The sequence below is a fragment of the Chryseobacterium sp. DT-167 genome (assembly GCF_058310155.1).
The window spans coordinates 243,220-260,292 of the sequence record NZ_JBZEEQ010000002.1; the positions used below are offsets into that span (position 1 = coordinate 243,220).

Below are 17,073 nucleotides of genomic sequence, written 5' to 3' on the forward strand. Positions count from 1 at the left end.
GCTCTTAGCTCAGTTGGTTCAGAGCATCTGGTTTACACCCAGAGGGTCGGGGGTTCGAATCCCTCAGGGCCCACAAAGGTTTACTGAAACCTTTCAAAAAAATTCAGGGCTCTTAGCTCAGTTGGTTCAGAGCATCTGGTTTACACCCAGAGGGTCGGGGGTTCGAATCCCTCAGGGCCCACAAAAACTCTCAGATTATTCTGAGAGTTTTTTATTTCATGCCTATTCATGGGAGTTTACAGAGGTTTTGAATTTTTTGTTTTTTTGAAAAGGTGGTTTTAACTCGCTTTAAGGTATATTTTCAAACTACTTCAATACTATTTCATTTTTCTAAGAAGCAAGCCAAGTTTATATAAATCAAGATTTCTTAGATTGGGATAACCTGAAAGAAGATTTCTTTTTATTCCTTTCTCAAGAAAATTAAAAAAAGACAGAAAAATAAATTTCAAATGTATCTTTTGTAATAAATTGTAAGCCTTCACTAATTTAATCTCAGAAATTTTATGTCTTAAAGAATCCATTTTAAGCATTTTAGCTAGACTTTCTACAGACTCTTCTACTTTGGCTAAATAAATCTCATTGTTTTCCAGATCATTATTAAAAATAGGATTATCGATGTGATGAATTTGAATATGCTCAGATTTTAAATCCATTGCAAAAAGCAGGTCTTCATAGCCGTAATTTTCAAATTCAGGATTAAATTTTATCTTATCCAGAGTCTCTTTTTTGATAATAAAATTATTCGTTTGAAAAGAGAGATAAGGTTTTTTATTGCGCATCGCAACGGCCAGATTCTCGCGTTCTACAGCAAATTTCCATCTCAAGATGTATTTTTTATCAACAAGATTTCTTACAACAGTTCGTCCTCCATATAAAACACCAATTTTTGTGTCCTTTTGTAGCGTTTCAGTATAAATTCCAAGAAAATTCTGATTGATAATTTTACCGTCACAATCCAAGAAAAGCAGATAATCTCCTTTTGCGTATTGCAAAAACAAATTCCGGATCTTAGATCTTCCGATATTTTTTCCGAGTAAAATAAAATCTTTTACTCTGCTTTGCAATTCGCTATTAATTGCTTTAAACTGATCATTTGAAGCATCATCAATCAAAATAATTTCTGCATCTATATCGTTCTTCTCTATTTCTTTTTTAAGAGCGTCAACAAGTTCCCGAACATCAAAATTAAAAACAGGAATGCATATAGAAAGCTTCATTCATTCAAATTTTACTGATGATTTGCTGTACATTGATCTCCTCCAGACAAGCCCAGTCACCTCGATAACATTCTTTGTCCCCAAAAACAGAACAAGGTCTGCAGGTAAGATCATTGATCTGAACAACATCATTTTCACTTTGCCCAAATCCTAAAAATCCTGCATAGGGATGAGTAGACCCCCAAATGGAAACACAACGAGTTCCTACAATACTGGCCAAATGCATATTAGCAGAATCCATCGAAATCATGACTTCAAGCTGAGCAATTTTATTTAATTCTTCCGAGAGATTGAGTTTTCCGGCTAAACTTTTGGTATTCGGAATTTGTTTTTCCCAATTTTCAAGGGTTTCAGTTTCATTTTTACCACCTCCGAAAAAGTAGACGGTGTGTTTTTTTGCTAAAACTTTTACGAGCTCAAAAGACTTTTCCAAAGGAAGCATTTTTCCTTTGTGCTGTGCAAAAGGAGCAAAACCGATTCCTGATTTTTCATTACAGGCTGGTCGCAATTTGTGTGAAAGCTCAACTTTAAAGCCCATTTCACGAAAAACGTCCGCATAACGTTCTACCGTTCGTTTCAGTTGTACTTTTTCTAAATTCCATACATCAGTGAGGTCTTCTTTTTCCTCTTTGCCTTTATTGATTTTAAAAACCTTTAGTCCTTTTCTGACATAAATTTTATCTAAAATTTTTGAACGGATAACGTCATGAAGATCAGCAATGTAATCAGGCTTAAATTCATTAAGAAGTTCTTTAGCCAGTTTTCGGATTCCTAAGAAGCCTTTGTAGTCATCAAGATCGATTCCTTTAAAAATAACTCTCGGGAGATCCGCAAATAAATCCTCAAAATTATTACGGGTAACCATCACAATTTCGGCATTGGGATTCTGTTCCAGAAACTCACGGAAAACTGGCGTTGTCATAGCAACATCACCAAAAGCGGAAAAACGGTATACTAAAATCCTGATCACGTTTATGATTTCAATTGATATGCCACAGCATAAAATTTGATCTGCTTGGTCATTGCCATCAATCCGTTTGCTCTGGATGGTGACAAAAACTCCTGTAGTCCGATTTCTGAGATAAATTCAAAATCAGAATCCAGAATTTCCTGAGTAGAATGACCGCTGTAGATACTTACCAACAAAGAGACGATTCCTTTCGGTAGAATTCCGTCAGAATCTGCATTGAAAAATAGTTTTCCATTTTTGAATTCAGCGTCAATCCACACTTTGCTCTGACAACCTTTGATCAGATTTTCATCTGTTTTCCTGTCTTCAGGAAGACCTTTCAATTCTTTCCCAAGATCAATGATATATTCATATTTTTGCTCCCAGTCTTCAAGAAATGCAAATTCGTCAATTATTTCCTGTTGATTTTCTTTAATGGTCATTTCTATACTTTCTTTATGCAAAGATAACCAATTTGAAAAAGATAATTTAAAACAGAGTTAACATAAAAACCATTTTAATTATCTCTAAAAGATTTATCTTTTATTTTAAATATTTAGAAGAATATAAAGTTTGTCATGCCGTAGGGATCTAGACACGAATCTCTCCATTCTATTTTCTTATACTCTGCCTAGATTCCTCCAGGATAACAAACTTCGTGGAATAATTTTTAAGAAAAAAAGAAATAACAAAAATCAATTCGATGCTCTTTCAAAGACATCCAGCAATTTCACTTCTTCATTCTCCCAACAAAGAATTTCGGAAGCTTTCTCCAATTCAAATTGATAGTTTTTCCTTCCTTTATTTAAAATTAAATTTACAGCTTTAGCAATGTTTGCAGGTTGATGATTTTCAATAATTTCACCAACATTAAATTGATTTTTTATATTAATCATTTCAGGAAGCGGAGATAAAATAAGCGGAACCCGTGCCTGAATGCAGTCTAAAACTTTATTCGGAAGTGAAAATTCATAACTTTCACCGCCGTTTTCCTCGATGCTCATTCCCAAATCTGCAGTTAAAGTGATTTTTCTTAAATCTTCCGGAAGCAATTTGCCTAAAAAAAGAACTTTATCCTGAAGATTTTCTTTTAAAACTAAATCTTCATAATCCTTTTTTCTCGGTCCGTCTCCTGCAATTTTAAAAACAACATTTTCAAGGTGATGCATTGCCAAAATGGCTTTGTCAATTCCACGGAAAGGATTAATTGCGCCCTGATATAAAATGATTTGTGGATTGTTTTCTGGAATTTCCAAAGAAAAATTAATATTTCTTGGTGCGTTTTGAACGACGACAGGTTTTATTCCGTATTTATTCTGAAACCATTTTGCATAACTTCCGCTTGCAGTAATCATGAATTTCAGATCCGGAACAATTTTATTTTGAAGATAACGCCATAATTTCTGAGACATTTTACCCTGAACTGCGGGCATTTCTGAGAAAATTTCGTGACTGTCAAATACAAGAGGAATATTTAGTTTTTGAGATAAAAGATAATTTGGCAGTAAAGCATCGAGATCATTGGCATGAAGAATGGTATTTTCGTCAGCTTTTTTCCTGAGCTGATGATACAGCTTCCAATTAAACTCAAAATAAGCAGTCTTTAAAGTTTTAGAAATAAGATTTATCCTTGAAAATTGGTAGGGACGCTGCATTTGTTCTTCGCCGCCCCAATTGTTCCCAATCAATTCGATTTCGTAGCCGTTTTCATATAATGTTCTGCATACTTTTTCGATTCTCTGATCGGTGTAAAGGTTGCTGAATGCGGAAGTCAGGACTTTTTTTCGCTTCATTACTTTTTCTTTGCAGTCAATAAATGATAAACCTGTACAAAACAGATAATTGCGTTCGGAATAATGACCGGCAAAAGCATTCCGCTGAAAATTCCATAGATGACAAAACAGATACAGCCAATCAAATTGACAATCCTGATTTTGGTTAAATCTTTAAGTATAAAACTCAAAACAATGAAAACTGAAGCGGCATAACCGATATAATTTGTAATTTCGGAACTCATTACGAAAATTTGAGGATAACAAACTTAGTCATTTTCAATAAGATAAAAAACTTTTTTCTGCCATAAAGTCATTAATTGATATTTGGTAAAATATTTGTAATTTAGATTAAGAATAAACGATAAATGTTGTCGTTATTCCAATTTGAGATACAATATTATGGATTATAAGTTTTCACAAGGTTTGAGCCAGGTGTTCAAACAAAGCAAAAATGAAGCTAAGCGGCTGAAAAGTGAATTTCTTAATACAGAACATCTACTTTTAGGTATAATAAAAACAGAAAACTCTGCAAAAGAAATCCTTCAAGGGCTCAATGCTGATTTAACACAAATCAGAAGAAAAATTGAAACTTTAAACACATCAAGTCTTAATCCTATTTCTGAGGAGGTTACCAATATTTCTTTCACCAAGATGGCAGATCATTCCATTAAGCGTGCAGAACTAGAATGCAGACAATATAAAAGCAATGAGATCAATACCGTTCACTTGCTTTTGGGCATTTTATACAAATATGAGGATCCTACTTCAAGTATTTTAGGCGCTTATGATATTGATTACGAAGGAGTTTCAAGAGAATATCAGACGATGCTTAAAAATTCCGGTCAGTCACCTCAAAACTCGGCTTACGATGACGACGATGACAGAGAAGAATTTGAGCAAATGAGAAAGCCGACAGGAAATTTAGGCTCTGCAAAAAGTAAAACTCCTACTTTGGATAACTTTGGTAGAGATCTTACTTCTTTGGCAAGAGACGGGAAATTAGACCCTGTAATCGGTCGTGAGAAAGAGATTGAAAGAGTTTCGCAAATTTTATCAAGAAGAAAGAAAAACAATCCTTTGTTGATTGGTGAGCCCGGAGTTGGTAAATCTGCCATCGCTGAAGGTTTAGCTCTAAGAATTCAACAAAAGAAAGTTTCAAGAGTTCTTTTTGGTAAAAGAGTCATCACCCTTGATTTGGCGAGTTTGGTTGCGGGAACAAAATACCGTGGTCAGTTTGAAGAAAGAATGAAAGCGATCATGACGGAACTTGAAAAGAACCGTGATGTGATTTTATTCATCGATGAGCTGCACACCATTGTTGGTGCAGGAAGTTCTACAGGAAGTTTGGACGCCTCCAATATGTTTAAGCCAGCTTTGGCAAGAGGAGAAATTCAATGCATCGGAGCTACTACTTTAGACGAATACCGTCAATACATCGAGAAAGATGGTGCTTTAGAAAGACGTTTCCAGAAAGTAATGGTAGAGCCTACTTCTATTGATGAAACGATTCAGATTCTGAACCAGATCAAAGATAAATACGAAGAGCATCATAATGTTGTCTATACTGAAGAAGCGATTCTTGCCTGTGTCAATTTGACATCAAGATATATTACAGACCGCTTCTTACCAGACAAAGCAATTGATGCCATGGATGAAGCCGGATCTCGTGTTTATATTAAAAACATGAAAGTTCCTACCGAAATCATTGATTTTGAAAAGAAAATAGAAGACATCAAAGAACTAAAGCAGAAAGCTGTAAAAGCCCAGGATTATCTTGAAGCCAGAAAGCTTAAGGACGAGGAAGAACGTTTGCAGATGGAATTGAATTCTGCTCAGGATCAATGGGATAAAGATGTCAAAGAGAAAAAAGAAACGGTTTCTGAAGAAAGTGTTGCCGAAGTAGTTTCGATGATGAGTGGTGTTCCTGTAACGAAGGTTGGTAAAAATGAATTAGATAAACTTGCCGGAATGGATAATAATCTGAACGGAAAAGTAATCGGTCAGGAAGATGCTGTGAAAAAGGTAGTGAAAGCGATCCAAAGAAACAGAGCAGGTTTGAAAGATCCGAACAGACCGATTGGAACATTCATTTTCTTAGGAACAACAGGTGTTGGTAAAACTGAACTTGCAAAAGTTATGGCGAGAGAACTCTTCGATTCTGACGAAGCATTGATCAGAATTGACATGAGTGAATACATGGAGAAATTCGCTGTTTCAAGATTGGTTGGTGCGCCTCCGGGATATGTTGGATATGAAGAAGGTGGACAATTGACTGAAGCTGTAAGAAGAAAACCGTATGCAGTTGTTCTTTTAGATGAGATCGAAAAAGCGCATCCTGATGTATTCAATATTTTGCTACAGATCTTGGATGAAGGTCACGTTACTGACAGTTTAGGAAGAAAAATTGACTTTAGAAATACAATTATCATTCTTACTTCAAACATCGGAACGAGAGACATTAAAGACTTTGGAGATGGTGTAGGATTCGGAACTAATGCGAAGAAAACCAATACAGATTCCAGAACAAGAAGTACGATTGAAAACGCTCTTAAAAAAGCATTTGCTCCGGAATTCTTAAACAGAATTGATGATATTGTGATCTTCAACTCTCTTGAGAGAAACGATATTTCAAGAATTATCGATATCGAATTAAGCAAATTGTATTCTAGACTTGAAAAATTAGGTTACAAAGTAGAATTAACTACTGAAGCCAAAGATTTCATTTCTGAAAAAGGTTGGGATAAAGATTTCGGTGCAAGACCATTGAAGAGAGCCATCCAGAAGTATATTGAAGATTTATTGGCAGAAATGTTGGTCAACAAACAATTAACTGAAGGCGAAACAGTTACTTTAGATTTAAATGAAGCTAAAGACGGATTAGAAGGAAAAACTCAGAAGACGAAAAAATCGGCTGTTGAGAAATCTTAAGAATATCAATTATTAAAATAAATAAAAGCATCGGAAATCCCCGATGCTTTTTGCTTATATAACTCCCACAGATGACACGGATTTTCACGAATGATATTTTTAAAAATCTGCGTAATCAGCAAAATCTGCGAGAAGAAAATGTTTTTTTAAAAATAAGTCAACTTTTTAATAAAATCCTTAACAATTTTCATTCTCAATCATCTGTGAAATCTGTAGGATCAAAAAATTAAAGACCCACAACAAAACCAACACTAGGAATCAATCCGCCGGAAAAAATACTGCTGTTTTCTTTATATAAAACATTGTACATCAAACCGATCTGCATAAATGAATTATTCCCGATTTGTTGCATATAACCTCCTCCTAAATACAGAGCGGTTTCCTGCTGATTATTTTTAAAATCATAAAATTTATCTTCATAATTGACAAAATAATGTTGCAGATTTCCACTTACAAAGAAAGATCTTGCAAAGTAGTAATTAACAAACGGACCAAAACCAAACATCGTCGATTTATAAAAATCAGAAGTCTGCCACGAAACACTTCCCATCAAACCAGCTTCCAGATCATTTGTCAGCCGATAACCTACCCTAGGTGAAACCTGAAGATTAAAATAAGAATTACTTCCGAAACCAAGACCAATTCCTCCTCCGAAAGTCCATTTGTTTGTTTCAGAAGTTGGCGTTCCTACAGAAACCTGAGAAAATGACAACCCGGAAATCAGAATGAGTGAAGAAATAAATAGTTTTTTCATATTAAATATTTTTGAAATGTACATTTCGATTTATAATACTATCGTTTTTATCGATGTCTAAAATTATCATTTTTTTTGTGAATAGGATTATTGTATTTTTGCCGCTCAACTAAGAACTCCCGTTAAGAGTTTCGTAAAATTGAATAAATGAAAGTAGTAGTAGGCCTCTCCGGAGGGGTAGATTCGAGTGTTACAGCGTATTTGCTGCAACAACAAGGGCACGAAGTCGTAGCTCTTTTTATGAGAAACTGGAACGATGCTTCGGTAACTTTAGAAGATGAATGTCCGTGGATCGAGGACAGCAATGACGCATTAATGGTTGCTCAGAAACTGGGAATTCCTTTCCAGGTAATCGATATGAGTGATCTTTACAAGGAAAGAATCGTTGATTACATGTTTGATGAATATCAAAGAGGAAGAACCCCAAATCCTGATGTTTTGTGTAACAGGGAGGTAAAGTTTGATGTTTTTATGAAGACTGCAATGTCTTTGGGAGCTGATAAAGTAGCAACCGGACATTACGCAAGAGTGAATTCAACCTTTGATGAAAACGGAAAGGAAATCTTCCACCTTTTGGCAGGAAAAGACAACAATAAAGATCAGTCTTATTTTCTGTGTCAGCTGAATCAGGATCAATTGTCTAAAGCATTATTTCCTATCGGAGAACTGACAAAACCTGAAGTAAGAGAAATTGCAAAAGAAATCGGTTTGGTTACCGCTGATAAAAAAGATTCTCAGGGATTATGTTTTATCGGAAAAGTAAGTTTACCGCAGTTTTTACAACAGCAATTGGTCGCAAAAGAAGGTGAAATTGTAGAAATTTTTAAAGATTCGCCTTTGTTTTCTCAGGAAACGCCAATTTTTTCATCCAAAGAAGAAGAATTAGAATATTTAGCCAAAAAAATCAATTATAAAAAAGCTGACGGAAAAGTAATCGGAAAACACCAAGGCGCTCAATTTTTCACAATCGGACAAAGTAAAGGCTTAGGAATCGGCGGTCACAAAGAAAGTTGTTTTATCGTCTCAAGAGATATGGAAAACAATATCATTTTTGTTGGTGAAAGTCACAGTTTTCCGGGATTGCATAAGAAAGCTCTCAAAATTAATAATGCTGAACTTCACTGGGTACGTGAAGATCTAAGACTAAAAAATGGTGAATCTATGGATGTTTTGGCGAGGTTCCGTTACAGACAGGAACTTCAGAAAGCAACGATTTATCAGTTTGAAAATGCTTTTTTTGTTGAATTTGAAGAACCTCAATCTGCGATTGCTGAAGGGCAGTTTGCAGCCTGGTATATTGATGATGAATTGATTGGAAGTGGAGTGATTTCGTAAATATATTAAAAGACCTTTTCTGAAGGTCTTTTTTCTTTCAGAATTTCATTAAATTAAGGAATGTCCGTTTTTAATCATACCGCTAAAATCAGCAGTCATTTTGTCATTCCGTAGGAATCTAAACTACCTTGTTATCAGCGTGTTTTGATTCCTACGAAATGACAAACATACTGTTAAAAACTTAGTTGCTACTAATTACAGACGTTCATATTAAATTATATCTGCTGTTACCGTTTCTTGCGATTCGGTATTACTGTGCGCTATAGAAGAATTTCCGATAATTTCTTTTCTGTGTTTGATTCCCCAATCTGTCAGATTATTGATAATTGTTTTGAGGGATTTTCCGTGTTGTGTAAGTTCGTACTGAACGGTTATTGGTTGAGTGTCCAAAACTGTTCGTTTAATCAGCTTATTGATTTCTAATTCTTTTAATTCTTTACTCAACATTTTGTTGGAAATTCCGACTACATCATTCAGAATATCAGAAAACCTTCTTTTATTATAATAACAAACTGATGAGATAATCGCTATTTTCCATTTACCGCTCAGTACATCCATTGAGTCCTGAACAGCCATCATTTCTTTTCTATGTTCTTCTTTTTCAAGGGGTTTACAATTCATATAGGTTACTTTTTGGTTACCGTGTTACTCCGTAGTAACGGTTACTTTTCGTTACAAAGTTACCAAAATAAATTTTAATGTAATAATTTTGCTCAAGTTTTTAAAACAATAAAACAATGAGTAAATTAGAAAATAAAGTTGCCGTCATTACAGGCGCTTCAAAAGGAATAGGAGCATCAATTGCAAAGTTTTTTGCAGCAGAAGGTGCTAAAGTTGTGGTCAATTATGCATCAAGTAAAGAAGATGCAGATAAAGTTGTAAAAACTATTACCGATAATGGTGGAACAGCAATCGCTGTGCAGGGAGATGTTTCAAAACAGGAAGATGTAATCAGGCTGTTTGATGAAACCAAAAATGCTTTCGGAACATTGGATATTCTGGTCAACAATGCAGGAATTTACAATTACGAACCTATCGAACAGGTATCGGCAGAAACATTTCATCAGCAATTCAACATCAATGTTTTAGGATCAATTTTTTCGATTCAGTCGGCATTAAAAGTTTTCGGTGAGAAAGGCGGAAATATTATCAACATCAGTTCAGGAGCGAGCAGATCTCCATTACCAACAGGTTCTGTATATTCTGCAACAAAAACAGCTTTGGATGCAATTACCGTAGCTCTGTCTAAAGAGTTCTCTGGTAGAAATATCCGTATCAATTCAATTTTACCGGGTGTTGTAGAAACAGAAGGTTCTCATGCAGCAGGATTCATCGGTAGTGAGTTTGAAGCAAAATTAATTTCAACCACACCACTTGGAAGAACCGGACAACCGGAAGATATTGCCAAAGCGGCTGTATTTCTTGCCTCAGATGACGCAGCTTGGGTTAATGGTGAGCAAATTGCCGTTTCCGGAGGAATTTATGGATTTTAAAAATTTAAACTAAAAATGAGCAAGCTAAAAAATAAAGTTGCCGTCATTACAGGCGGAAACAGCGGTATCGGATTTGGTATTGCAGAAGCGTTTAAAAACGAAGGCGCCGTCGGTACCATTACAGGAAGAAACGAAGCAACCTTGAATGATTCTTTGAACGAATTGGGAAAAGATTTTATTGCCGTTAAGGGGGATGTGACAAATCTTGATGATCTGGAAAATATCTTTAAGAAAACGGCTGATAAATTTGGAAAGATTGATGTATTAGTCGTGAATGCAGGTGGCATTGTCGATGGTGTTGCGATGGGTACAGTAGATAATACAACGGAAGAAAGCTATGACAAATACATGGATCTCAATCTGAAAAGTGCTTATTTTTCGGTACAAAAATCACTTCCGTATCTAAACGACGGAGCTTCAATCATCCTTATCGGATCGAGTGCTGCGCATCGTGCCGCACCGGGAATGGCAATTTACGGAGCTGCAAAAGCAGCGATCATCTCTTTAGCAAAAGGCTTGTCGTTAGATTTATTATCAAGAAAAATTAGGGTAAATGCACTTTCACCAGGATCAATTGATACACCGGTTTTCGGAAAACTTGTGCCACAAGAACAATTGGATCAGGTAAAACAAATGTGGATAGATATTACCCCTGTCGGAAGACAAGGACTTCCTTCTGATATTGGTAATGCTGCTGTATTTTTGGCATCTGATGAATCTTCTTTTATCGTCGGTACAGAAATTCTGTCTGACGGTGGTCTTACAAATATAAGTTTAATGAATTAGTTTAATTTCATCATTCAAAATTCAAAGTCTGGAAATATATTTTTCCGGGCTTTTTGTTTTCCTGTAACATATTTTGGTTTGTCATACTTACTCAATAAATAACAACAAAATTATTTATTATGAAAACTACGTTAAAAAATCAGTATGCTCAAACCAATCAGGTTTTGATCTTCTTAGTGTCTTTTGTTTTTGGATATAATATGTATAATGCAATTGTACATCCAGAAAAATCTCATCTTTTCCTAAGTTTTATTTTACTGGCAATTACGATCTATACCTGTAAAAAATATAGTTATAAAACAAAACATGAGAAAGAAGAAAACAATTAATTAAAAATAATCCCGAAGCATTTTGTTTCGGGTTTTGTTTTGTTAAGACTAAAATGATTTAATTAAACTTTTTATTGAATTGAAATGATTTAACAATTATAATTACAGCAATTTGTATAATTAAAATCATTAGTAAATATCCGACAGGTTTTCCTAAATACAAACCTCTGATCAATTTGATTGAACCCAAAATAAATATTGAAATAAGGAAATAAACTGTTGTTTTAGAAACAGATTCTTTGAAGAATTTCAGGATAAAAATTGAAAGATAAATTCCCGATAAAAGAATCAGATAATATCTTAAAAAATCAGGACCTTTCAATAAGATCGGGTTGTAAGTTTGGTGTTCTGTCAAAAGCCAAATTAAGCTTATAAAAACCGGAATTGAATGAATGATTATCTTTTTCATAATTTCCTTCTTTAGCTTCCTCCACATCCACCACAACCTCCGCCACATCCACCTCCTCCACAACTTCCGCCACTGCAGCTGCTTCCGCCGCCGTCACAACTTCCACCGTCTGAATTACCATCATTTTTATTTTTCTTCTCTGGATTTGTAGAATTATTTTCTCCAAACAATGCTCCGGCAATTCCAAATACAAAAAATACTATTACTGCAACTATTACGATGGTAATCATCGCAGAACCTGTTTCATCTGAACAGGAATTGAGCAGGAAAAAAGCCAGAATTAAGAGAAGAAATTTAAACCCGAAGTTCCAAAATGAAGATTTTTTATTCTGACATTTCCAAATTTCATCAGGGGCTTCCTGCTGGAAAATTTCTTTATATTTTTCCAAAGTTTCCGAAAACCAGTTTTGATATTTGCTGTTCTCTTCAAAACCTCCCTTTGAAGGATGATGATGCAAATTCATTTTCAAAACATTCGGACAAAAATCTTCCCAGTAATTCTGAGTGTAGATCAAATGCATATGCCACACTTTATCTACAATTTCGCTTGGTGAAGCTCCGTTTGGTGAGATACAGCAGAGATAAACGAATTTTTTATACTCATCAATTGCTTTTTTTGTAAAATCTGCTGTCCAGTTTTCTTCCTTTGCTAATTTTTTAGAGAAAGGAAATGATGCATTTTGAGCATCCAATGAAAATCCCTGAATTCTTTGCCAAAGACTTTCGTTTCTTAATACAATTTTTGTTTTCATTTTCTTTTGTCTTTTATTTTTTCTACTCAAATTTCAATTGATTTGAAAATATAAAAGTCCTGCAAAAATCTTTTTTAGAATTAAAAAAATCTTAAATTAGTCTTATAAATTTTGGAAGAATGAAAAAAGAAGATATTTTACATCTTGAAAAACTAATGAATTTTCTGAGCCTTCATTTTTTGAAGAAAAATCATTGGGAAAATGTTACCAAAACTGAATGGTCTTAGATCGTTGATGAACTTAATGAATTGATTGTGAATGACAACGAAGAAAAAAATATTAAGAAAAGAGCTGATATCTTAGGATCAAATTATCTTTATGAGCATTTGATTATCAATAAACTAAAGAAGTTTTACCAAAACGAAAATTCGATTCTGAGCAAACCAAATCTTGCCAAACTGAGTCTTATTGTGAAAGTTTTGGGGTACTCGAATTATATTGATTTTATAAATTCAAATACTGAAGCCTTTAACTTTAATGACCTGAAAATTGACATGAACAATACCAAGCAAAACACTTTGCTTTTGGATCGTTTAGTTGGATGTTGGTATTCTTACAACAGAAATTTACCTGATAATCCTCTTCAGGCAAAGGATGACCGGATCTGGCGTTCTGCCATGGAAATTTACAAATCTGAAACCTCTGGAGAATATTTTATCGAAAGAAGCGGCGGAGATCACCATAAATATTTCGGAAAAGTGACTGCGTATTCAGATTACATTTTTATCATCATGAACAGCAACACATTTATCCGCCAGAGACATTTTATTTCAAGAATAAAAGACATCAATGAGAAGATCAAAAATCCAGAATATAAACTCTATGAATTGCATTTTATAAGTACTTGTATTAGTTTTAATCAGGAACCAATTGCATTGTTTGAGATCTTCCAGAAAGTGAGTGACCGAAAAAAATTCTACCCAGATTCTATCAGTTTCCCGATTGACAGCAGCGAAATTCCTGCTTCAATTATAAAACAACTTGAAGATACTGAAGCCAATAGAATAGATTACAAATAGTTGTTGATTGATCGTTGTTTCTTCTCAAAATTAACTTATCAACCAGTCTTTAAAATCTTTCACGCGATCACGACTTACTGTAATTTCTTCAGAAGGCTGAAAATTTAATTCAACCTTATAATTTGGCGAAGTATGAATGTTTTTAATATAATCTGAATTGATGATAAACTGCCTGTTGACGCGAAAAAATTTCTTTTCTTCCAATACTTCTTCCAGCTCATCCAAGGTAAAGTCTGACGGATAAGTTCGTTCGCTGGTTTGCAGATAAACAATTTTATTTTCACTAAAAAAGCAGCTCACTTCATGAGTCTGAATTATTTTTAAATTGTACCCGATTTTAACCAAAATTCTTGAAAGTGTGGTTTTATCTTTTTTGATCAACTGCTTAATTTCCTGTGAACTAACAGACTGATCGGAAGGTAAAAACGATTTGTATTTTTCAATCGCTCCTGAAAGATCTTCATCTAAAATGGGTTTTAATAAATAATCGATACTATTCAGTTTAAAAGCCTTCAAAGTATACTGATCAAAAGCAGTTGTATAAATAATAAAAGCCTTTGTCGGAATTTTCTCAAAAATATCAAACGACAAACCGTCTCCCAAAACAATGTCTGAAAATATCAATTGCGGATGATCATTATTGGCAAACCATTCCACACCTTCTTCCACAGATTCTATCTTGGCAACAAGCTCAATTTCAGGAAATAAGCTTAACATTCTTTCAAGCTTTCTTGCTGCCGGTTTTTCGTCTTCGATAATGAGCGTTCTGATCATGTGGTTTTATTAGTTTAATCTGAAATAAAAATAATTAAATCTTTTCAGTTTTTAAAAATTAATCGGTTTTTTTGTTTTTCTAACCTCATCTTCCAAGATTCTGTTTTCCCAGTCTGAATTTAATATAAACAGCTTTACAGCTTTTACTGCGAGAATGATTCCCCATACAGTAAGAATGATCGACCCGGTGGAAATTGCTTCGGCAAAACTTCCGTGCTTTACTATTCTTCTGCAAAGTATTATAATTGCTACGATTCCGAACCAAAAACAGTTTGTATAAAATGATTTTAGATCTTTTACTCTTTGTTGTGCGCTATTATAGTTCATTTTGATGTTTTTTAATGGTTATTTATTAAAGTTATTTTTTGTTTCTTCTTTCCTCCTCCATCAATTGCTGAATTTTTTTCTCTTCCCAATCTTTTCCAATCCCGAAAACATTGACAGCATGAGCAGCAATTCCGATTCCCCAACCCAACATCGGCCAGTAAAACCATAATTCTCTTGGAGAGGTCAATAAGTTGATCACCAGTAAAAAAGGAATGACAAGACAGTATGAAGTAAGATTTCCATAAAATCCTTTCAGATCTTTTACTCTTTTTACAGCTTTTTCGTACGCTAAATTTTCTTTGTTGAATGATAAATTTTCCATGATTTTGATTTTTAAAATTTGATTTTGTTATTTTTCTTGTGTCAAATGTATGTCAGAAAACAGCCTCATTTCAACTTTATATAACCGAACCGTCAGTTTTGATGACTGAACAGCAAAAATCCCGACTCAACTGAAGCGGGATCTGGTTTTTTTATGAATTTAAATGATTTACTTATCTTTATCCATCAACTCTTTGATTTTCTTCTCTTCCCAATCTTTCCCGAGAATGAAAGCTGGTAGAAAAACACTCAGTCCGTGCGCTGCCAAACCTATTCCCCAAAATAAGGGAAGCTTGAGAAGATCCCACTCCCATAAAACTTCTCCCGGATCTAAGCCAATTGCTTTTGAGGCAACGATAAAAACATTGACGAAGACAAAAACAATTACGTGAACGTAAAAACCCTTGATTTTTTTCATTCTTTTCTCCGCTTCTCTGTACCGGATATCTTGTTCATTTTTATTTTCCATAGTTATCTTTTTCTAAAATTTCTCTTATTTTCTTTTCTTCCCAACCTTTCCCGATGGTAAAAACACTCATTCCATGTGCTGCAACGCCCATTCCCCAACCCAACATTGGCCAGTAAAACCAATAACTATGTGGATTTGTAATTAAGTTTAAAACCACCAGAAACGGAATGACAATACAGTAAGAAATCAAATTTCCATAGAAACCTTTGATTTCTTTTACACGCTTCTGGGCCCTCTCGTAAGCTTTATCTTCTGTATCTACAACTGTATTGACGATATTTGGTTTTTCAGACAGAACAGGCAATTTTACTTTAAAGTAATCTTCAGACTTTTCAATAAAAACATTCTTTTTCGTCAGCAGAGAATACCTCTGAACGATATTCGCAAGACCTATTCCTGCGCTTTCTTTCATCTGTTCTCTGATTTGCAGGTTATTTTCAATGCACAAAGTATCATTTTCAGAAAAAACTTTGATCAATAAAGGTTTTGATGATGTTGCAAAATTGTGTTTAATGCAGTTTTCCAAAAGCAGTTGAAGCGAAAGCGGCACTACAAATCTTCGCATATCGTCTTTTTTGACATTAAATTCAAAATCTACACTGTCTTCAAATCTGGTTTTCAGCAATTGACAATAGGTTTTAGCAAATTCTATCTCGTCTTCTACGGTAACGAGTTCTTTATCCTTCTGTTCCAAAACGTACCTGTAAATCTTTGACATTGAGGCAGTAAACTTCTGAGCCTGGTTAGGATTTTCATCAATTAACGAACTCAGAACATTTAAAGAATTAAAAAGAAAATGCGGATCGAGTTGATTTTTAAGACTTTCAAACTGTGCATTGGCAGATTTTGCAATCAACTTCTGCTCCACCACCTCTTTTCTGGAAGTCTTTTTAAGTTCTTCCATAAACCCTTTTGCATGGAGGAAAGTAGAGATCAGCAACGCAATGTTGATGGTAAACCAATTGATGAAATTATATTTTCCCGAAAAATATTCTTCTGTAGAGGCCGCCTTCTGAAAAACCACAAAATTCATATAGTTGCAGAAATAAACCAGGATGATATTGGCAATAAGAATCGAAACAATGCTGATGATCGCCCTTTTTGTCGTTGCTTCAGACCATGGAAATCGTCTATTTAGAAATTCATTGAGAATACCGTTTCCTGCACCCAAAATAAATGAATACATCAGTGAAACAAGCAGAGAAAGCATAAAGTTCTCAATCGTTTTTTCGTCGGTAAAAGCAAAAAAGAAGAACAGCGAGGTTCCCATAGAGATCCACAGCAGGACGATTAAGTTTTTACGTTTCATACTAGATAATTATTGTTTTTTTTAATCCTTTATTTAGTGAATCTTCAGATGCTGTAATTACAAATCATAACGGTTTTCATCAAAATTTAATGATTCGAAAGCAGATGAAATTATCTTCAGCGAAAGG

At 34.4% G+C, this 17,073-nt stretch carries 20 protein-coding genes and 2 tRNA genes; 8 read left to right on the forward strand and 14 right to left on the reverse strand.

All coding sequences use genetic code 11. The annotated features are described in order from the left end of the window. Both AC4FQ5_RS03575 and AC4FQ5_RS03580 read left to right on the forward strand, forming a co-directional pair. Positions 1 to 73: transfer RNA gene (locus AC4FQ5_RS03575), tRNA-Val, on the forward strand. Between the two features lie 33 nt (positions 74 to 106). After that, positions 107 to 181: transfer RNA gene (locus tag AC4FQ5_RS03580), tRNA-Val, on the forward strand. A 136-nt stretch (positions 182 to 317) separates the two neighbouring features. Here the strand turns inward: AC4FQ5_RS03580 and AC4FQ5_RS03585 are convergent. The 5 genes from AC4FQ5_RS03585 to AC4FQ5_RS03605 form a co-directional block, all read right to left on the reverse strand. Further along, positions 318 to 1,217, reverse strand: a complete 900-nt coding sequence (locus AC4FQ5_RS03585; RefSeq protein ID WP_491141127.1) for a glycosyltransferase family 2 protein — start codon at positions 1,215 to 1,217, stop codon at positions 318 to 320. 4 nt (positions 1,218 to 1,221) lie between these two features. Next, a complete protein-coding gene (locus AC4FQ5_RS03590; RefSeq protein ID WP_491141362.1) occupies positions 1,222 to 2,184 on the reverse strand; it encodes a glycosyltransferase family 9 protein in 963 nt (320 codons plus the stop codon). Between the two features lie 5 nt (positions 2,185 to 2,189). Then, on the reverse strand, positions 2,190 to 2,609 hold the full coding sequence (locus AC4FQ5_RS03595) for a SufE family protein (RefSeq protein WP_491141128.1): 420 nt from the start codon (positions 2,607 to 2,609) through the stop codon (positions 2,190 to 2,192). Between the two features lie 252 nt (positions 2,610 to 2,861). Next, the gene (locus AC4FQ5_RS03600) at positions 2,862 to 3,959 is read right to left on the reverse strand and encodes a glycosyltransferase family 4 protein (protein ID WP_491141129.1); all 1,098 of its coding nucleotides are present in this window, start codon (positions 3,957 to 3,959) and stop codon (positions 2,862 to 2,864) included. Then, complete coding sequence (locus AC4FQ5_RS03605) at positions 3,959 to 4,183, reverse strand: uroporphyrinogen decarboxylase (RefSeq protein ID WP_491141130.1); 225 nt, start codon at positions 4,181 to 4,183, stop codon at positions 3,959 to 3,961. Before AC4FQ5_RS03605 ends, AC4FQ5_RS03600 begins: the two co-directional genes overlap by 1 nt. A gap of 157 nt (positions 4,184 to 4,340) precedes the next feature. Here AC4FQ5_RS03605 and AC4FQ5_RS03610 point away from each other — a divergent pair, with 157 nt between their 5' ends. Next, entirely contained in the window at positions 4,341 to 6,869 is a 2,529-nt protein-coding gene (locus tag AC4FQ5_RS03610; RefSeq protein WP_491141131.1) for an ATP-dependent Clp protease ATP-binding subunit, read from the forward strand. A gap of 226 nt (positions 6,870 to 7,095) precedes the next feature. Here AC4FQ5_RS03610 and AC4FQ5_RS03615 read toward each other — a convergent pair whose 3' ends face one another. Continuing rightward, positions 7,096 to 7,623, reverse strand: coding sequence for a hypothetical protein (locus AC4FQ5_RS03615; RefSeq protein WP_491141132.1), 528 nt, complete (start codon positions 7,621 to 7,623; stop codon positions 7,096 to 7,098). Between the two features lie 147 nt (positions 7,624 to 7,770). Here AC4FQ5_RS03615 and mnmA point away from each other — a divergent pair, with 147 nt between their 5' ends. Then, the gene (gene mnmA / locus AC4FQ5_RS03620; RefSeq protein ID WP_491141133.1) at positions 7,771 to 8,958 is read left to right on the forward strand and encodes a tRNA 2-thiouridine(34) synthase MnmA; all 1,188 of its coding nucleotides are present in this window, start codon (positions 7,771 to 7,773) and stop codon (positions 8,956 to 8,958) included. A 210-nt stretch (positions 8,959 to 9,168) separates the two neighbouring features. On the opposite strand, the gene AC4FQ5_RS03625 is transcribed toward mnmA, so the two are convergent. Beyond that, positions 9,169 to 9,579 (reverse strand): winged helix-turn-helix transcriptional regulator, encoded by a 411-nt coding sequence (locus tag AC4FQ5_RS03625; protein ID WP_491141134.1) that lies wholly within the window; start codon positions 9,577 to 9,579, stop codon positions 9,169 to 9,171. A 116-nt stretch (positions 9,580 to 9,695) separates the two neighbouring features. Here AC4FQ5_RS03625 and AC4FQ5_RS03630 point away from each other — a divergent pair, with 116 nt between their 5' ends. The 3 genes from AC4FQ5_RS03630 (at position 9,696) to AC4FQ5_RS03640 (ending at position 11,566) form a co-directional block, all read left to right on the forward strand. Then, the gene (locus AC4FQ5_RS03630; RefSeq protein ID WP_491141135.1) at positions 9,696 to 10,451 is read left to right on the forward strand and encodes an SDR family NAD(P)-dependent oxidoreductase; all 756 of its coding nucleotides are present in this window, start codon (positions 9,696 to 9,698) and stop codon (positions 10,449 to 10,451) included. 15 nt (positions 10,452 to 10,466) lie between these two features. Beyond that, a complete protein-coding gene (locus AC4FQ5_RS03635) occupies positions 10,467 to 11,237 on the forward strand; it encodes an SDR family oxidoreductase (RefSeq protein WP_491141136.1) in 771 nt (256 codons plus the stop codon). A gap of 119 nt (positions 11,238 to 11,356) precedes the next feature. Beyond that, positions 11,357 to 11,566: a hypothetical protein gene (locus AC4FQ5_RS03640; protein ID WP_491141137.1), complete on the forward strand. Its 210-nt coding sequence runs from the start codon at positions 11,357 to 11,359 to the stop codon at positions 11,564 to 11,566. A gap of 58 nt (positions 11,567 to 11,624) precedes the next feature. Here AC4FQ5_RS03640 and AC4FQ5_RS03645 read toward each other — a convergent pair whose 3' ends face one another. Together AC4FQ5_RS03645 and AC4FQ5_RS03650 are read right to left on the reverse strand one after the other, a co-directional pair. After that, entirely contained in the window at positions 11,625 to 11,975 is a 351-nt protein-coding gene (locus AC4FQ5_RS03645; RefSeq protein ID WP_491141138.1) for a hypothetical protein, read from the reverse strand. A gap of 11 nt (positions 11,976 to 11,986) precedes the next feature. After that, the gene (locus tag AC4FQ5_RS03650) at positions 11,987 to 12,727 is read right to left on the reverse strand and encodes a glycine-rich domain-containing protein (RefSeq protein WP_491141139.1); all 741 of its coding nucleotides are present in this window, start codon (positions 12,725 to 12,727) and stop codon (positions 11,987 to 11,989) included. Between the two features lie 254 nt (positions 12,728 to 12,981). On the opposite strand from AC4FQ5_RS03650, the gene AC4FQ5_RS03655 reads away from it, so the two are divergent. Then, entirely contained in the window at positions 12,982 to 13,746 is a 765-nt protein-coding gene (locus tag AC4FQ5_RS03655; protein WP_491141140.1) for a hypothetical protein, read from the forward strand. 30 nt (positions 13,747 to 13,776) lie between these two features. Here AC4FQ5_RS03655 and AC4FQ5_RS03660 read toward each other — a convergent pair whose 3' ends face one another. From AC4FQ5_RS03660 to AC4FQ5_RS03680, 5 genes are all read right to left on the reverse strand, one after another. Further along, entirely contained in the window at positions 13,777 to 14,520 is a 744-nt protein-coding gene (locus AC4FQ5_RS03660) for a LytR/AlgR family response regulator transcription factor (protein WP_491141141.1), read from the reverse strand. Between the two features lie 51 nt (positions 14,521 to 14,571). After that, on the reverse strand, positions 14,572 to 14,847 hold the full coding sequence (locus AC4FQ5_RS03665) for a 2TM domain-containing protein (RefSeq protein WP_491141142.1): 276 nt from the start codon (positions 14,845 to 14,847) through the stop codon (positions 14,572 to 14,574). Between the two features lie 31 nt (positions 14,848 to 14,878). Next, on the reverse strand, positions 14,879 to 15,169 hold the full coding sequence (locus tag AC4FQ5_RS03670) for a 2TM domain-containing protein (RefSeq protein WP_491141143.1): 291 nt from the start codon (positions 15,167 to 15,169) through the stop codon (positions 14,879 to 14,881). A 168-nt stretch (positions 15,170 to 15,337) separates the two neighbouring features. Further along, positions 15,338 to 15,637, reverse strand: coding sequence for a 2TM domain-containing protein (locus tag AC4FQ5_RS03675; protein ID WP_491141144.1), 300 nt, complete (start codon positions 15,635 to 15,637; stop codon positions 15,338 to 15,340). Next, positions 15,627 to 16,946, reverse strand: coding sequence for a 2TM domain-containing protein (locus AC4FQ5_RS03680; RefSeq protein WP_491141145.1), 1,320 nt, complete (start codon positions 16,944 to 16,946; stop codon positions 15,627 to 15,629). The genes AC4FQ5_RS03675 and AC4FQ5_RS03680 overlap by 11 nt, the downstream gene beginning before the upstream one ends. Positions 16,947 to 17,073: the final 127 nt, after the last annotated feature.

Bases quoted from the DNA above. Each gene is read 5' to 3' on its own strand.
- AC4FQ5_RS03650 (WP_491141139.1), bottom strand. From the start codon at position 12,727: ATGAAAACAAAAATTGTATTAAGAAACGAAAGTCTTTGGCAAAGAATT.
- AC4FQ5_RS03605 (WP_491141130.1), bottom strand. From the start codon at position 4,183: ATGAGTTCCGAAATTACAAATTATATCGGTTATGCCGCTTCAGTTTTC.
- AC4FQ5_RS03585 (WP_491141127.1), bottom strand. From the start codon at position 1,217: ATGAAGCTTTCTATATGCATTCCTGTTTTTAATTTTGATGTTCGGGAA.
- AC4FQ5_RS03635 (WP_491141136.1), top strand. From the start codon at position 10,467: ATGAGCAAGCTAAAAAATAAAGTTGCCGTCATTACAGGCGGAAACAGC.
- AC4FQ5_RS03675 (WP_491141144.1), bottom strand. From the start codon at position 15,637: ATGGAAAATAAAAATGAACAAGATATCCGGTACAGAGAAGCGGAGAAA.
- AC4FQ5_RS03645 (WP_491141138.1), bottom strand. From the start codon at position 11,975: ATGAAAAAGATAATCATTCATTCAATTCCGGTTTTTATAAGCTTAATT.
- AC4FQ5_RS03625 (WP_491141134.1), bottom strand. From the start codon at position 9,579: ATGAATTGTAAACCCCTTGAAAAAGAAGAACATAGAAAAGAAATGATG.
- AC4FQ5_RS03600 (WP_491141129.1), bottom strand. From the start codon at position 3,959: ATGAAGCGAAAAAAAGTCCTGACTTCCGCATTCAGCAACCTTTACACC.
- AC4FQ5_RS03680 (WP_491141145.1), bottom strand. From the start codon at position 16,946: ATGAAACGTAAAAACTTAATCGTCCTGCTGTGGATCTCTATGGGAACC.
- AC4FQ5_RS03615 (WP_491141132.1), bottom strand. From the start codon at position 7,623: ATGAAAAAACTATTTATTTCTTCACTCATTCTGATTTCCGGGTTGTCA.
- AC4FQ5_RS03665 (WP_491141142.1), bottom strand. From the start codon at position 14,847: ATGAACTATAATAGCGCACAACAAAGAGTAAAAGATCTAAAATCATTT.
- AC4FQ5_RS03640 (WP_491141137.1), top strand. From the start codon at position 11,357: ATGAAAACTACGTTAAAAAATCAGTATGCTCAAACCAATCAGGTTTTG.
- AC4FQ5_RS03670 (WP_491141143.1), bottom strand. From the start codon at position 15,169: ATGGAAAATTTATCATTCAACAAAGAAAATTTAGCGTACGAAAAAGCT.
- AC4FQ5_RS03630 (WP_491141135.1), top strand. From the start codon at position 9,696: ATGAGTAAATTAGAAAATAAAGTTGCCGTCATTACAGGCGCTTCAAAA.
- AC4FQ5_RS03660 (WP_491141141.1), bottom strand. From the start codon at position 14,520: ATGATCAGAACGCTCATTATCGAAGACGAAAAACCGGCAGCAAGAAAG.
- AC4FQ5_RS03595 (WP_491141128.1), bottom strand. From the start codon at position 2,609: ATGACCATTAAAGAAAATCAACAGGAAATAATTGACGAATTTGCATTT.
- AC4FQ5_RS03610 (WP_491141131.1), top strand. From the start codon at position 4,341: ATGGATTATAAGTTTTCACAAGGTTTGAGCCAGGTGTTCAAACAAAGC.
- mnmA (WP_491141133.1), top strand. From the start codon at position 7,771: ATGAAAGTAGTAGTAGGCCTCTCCGGAGGGGTAGATTCGAGTGTTACA.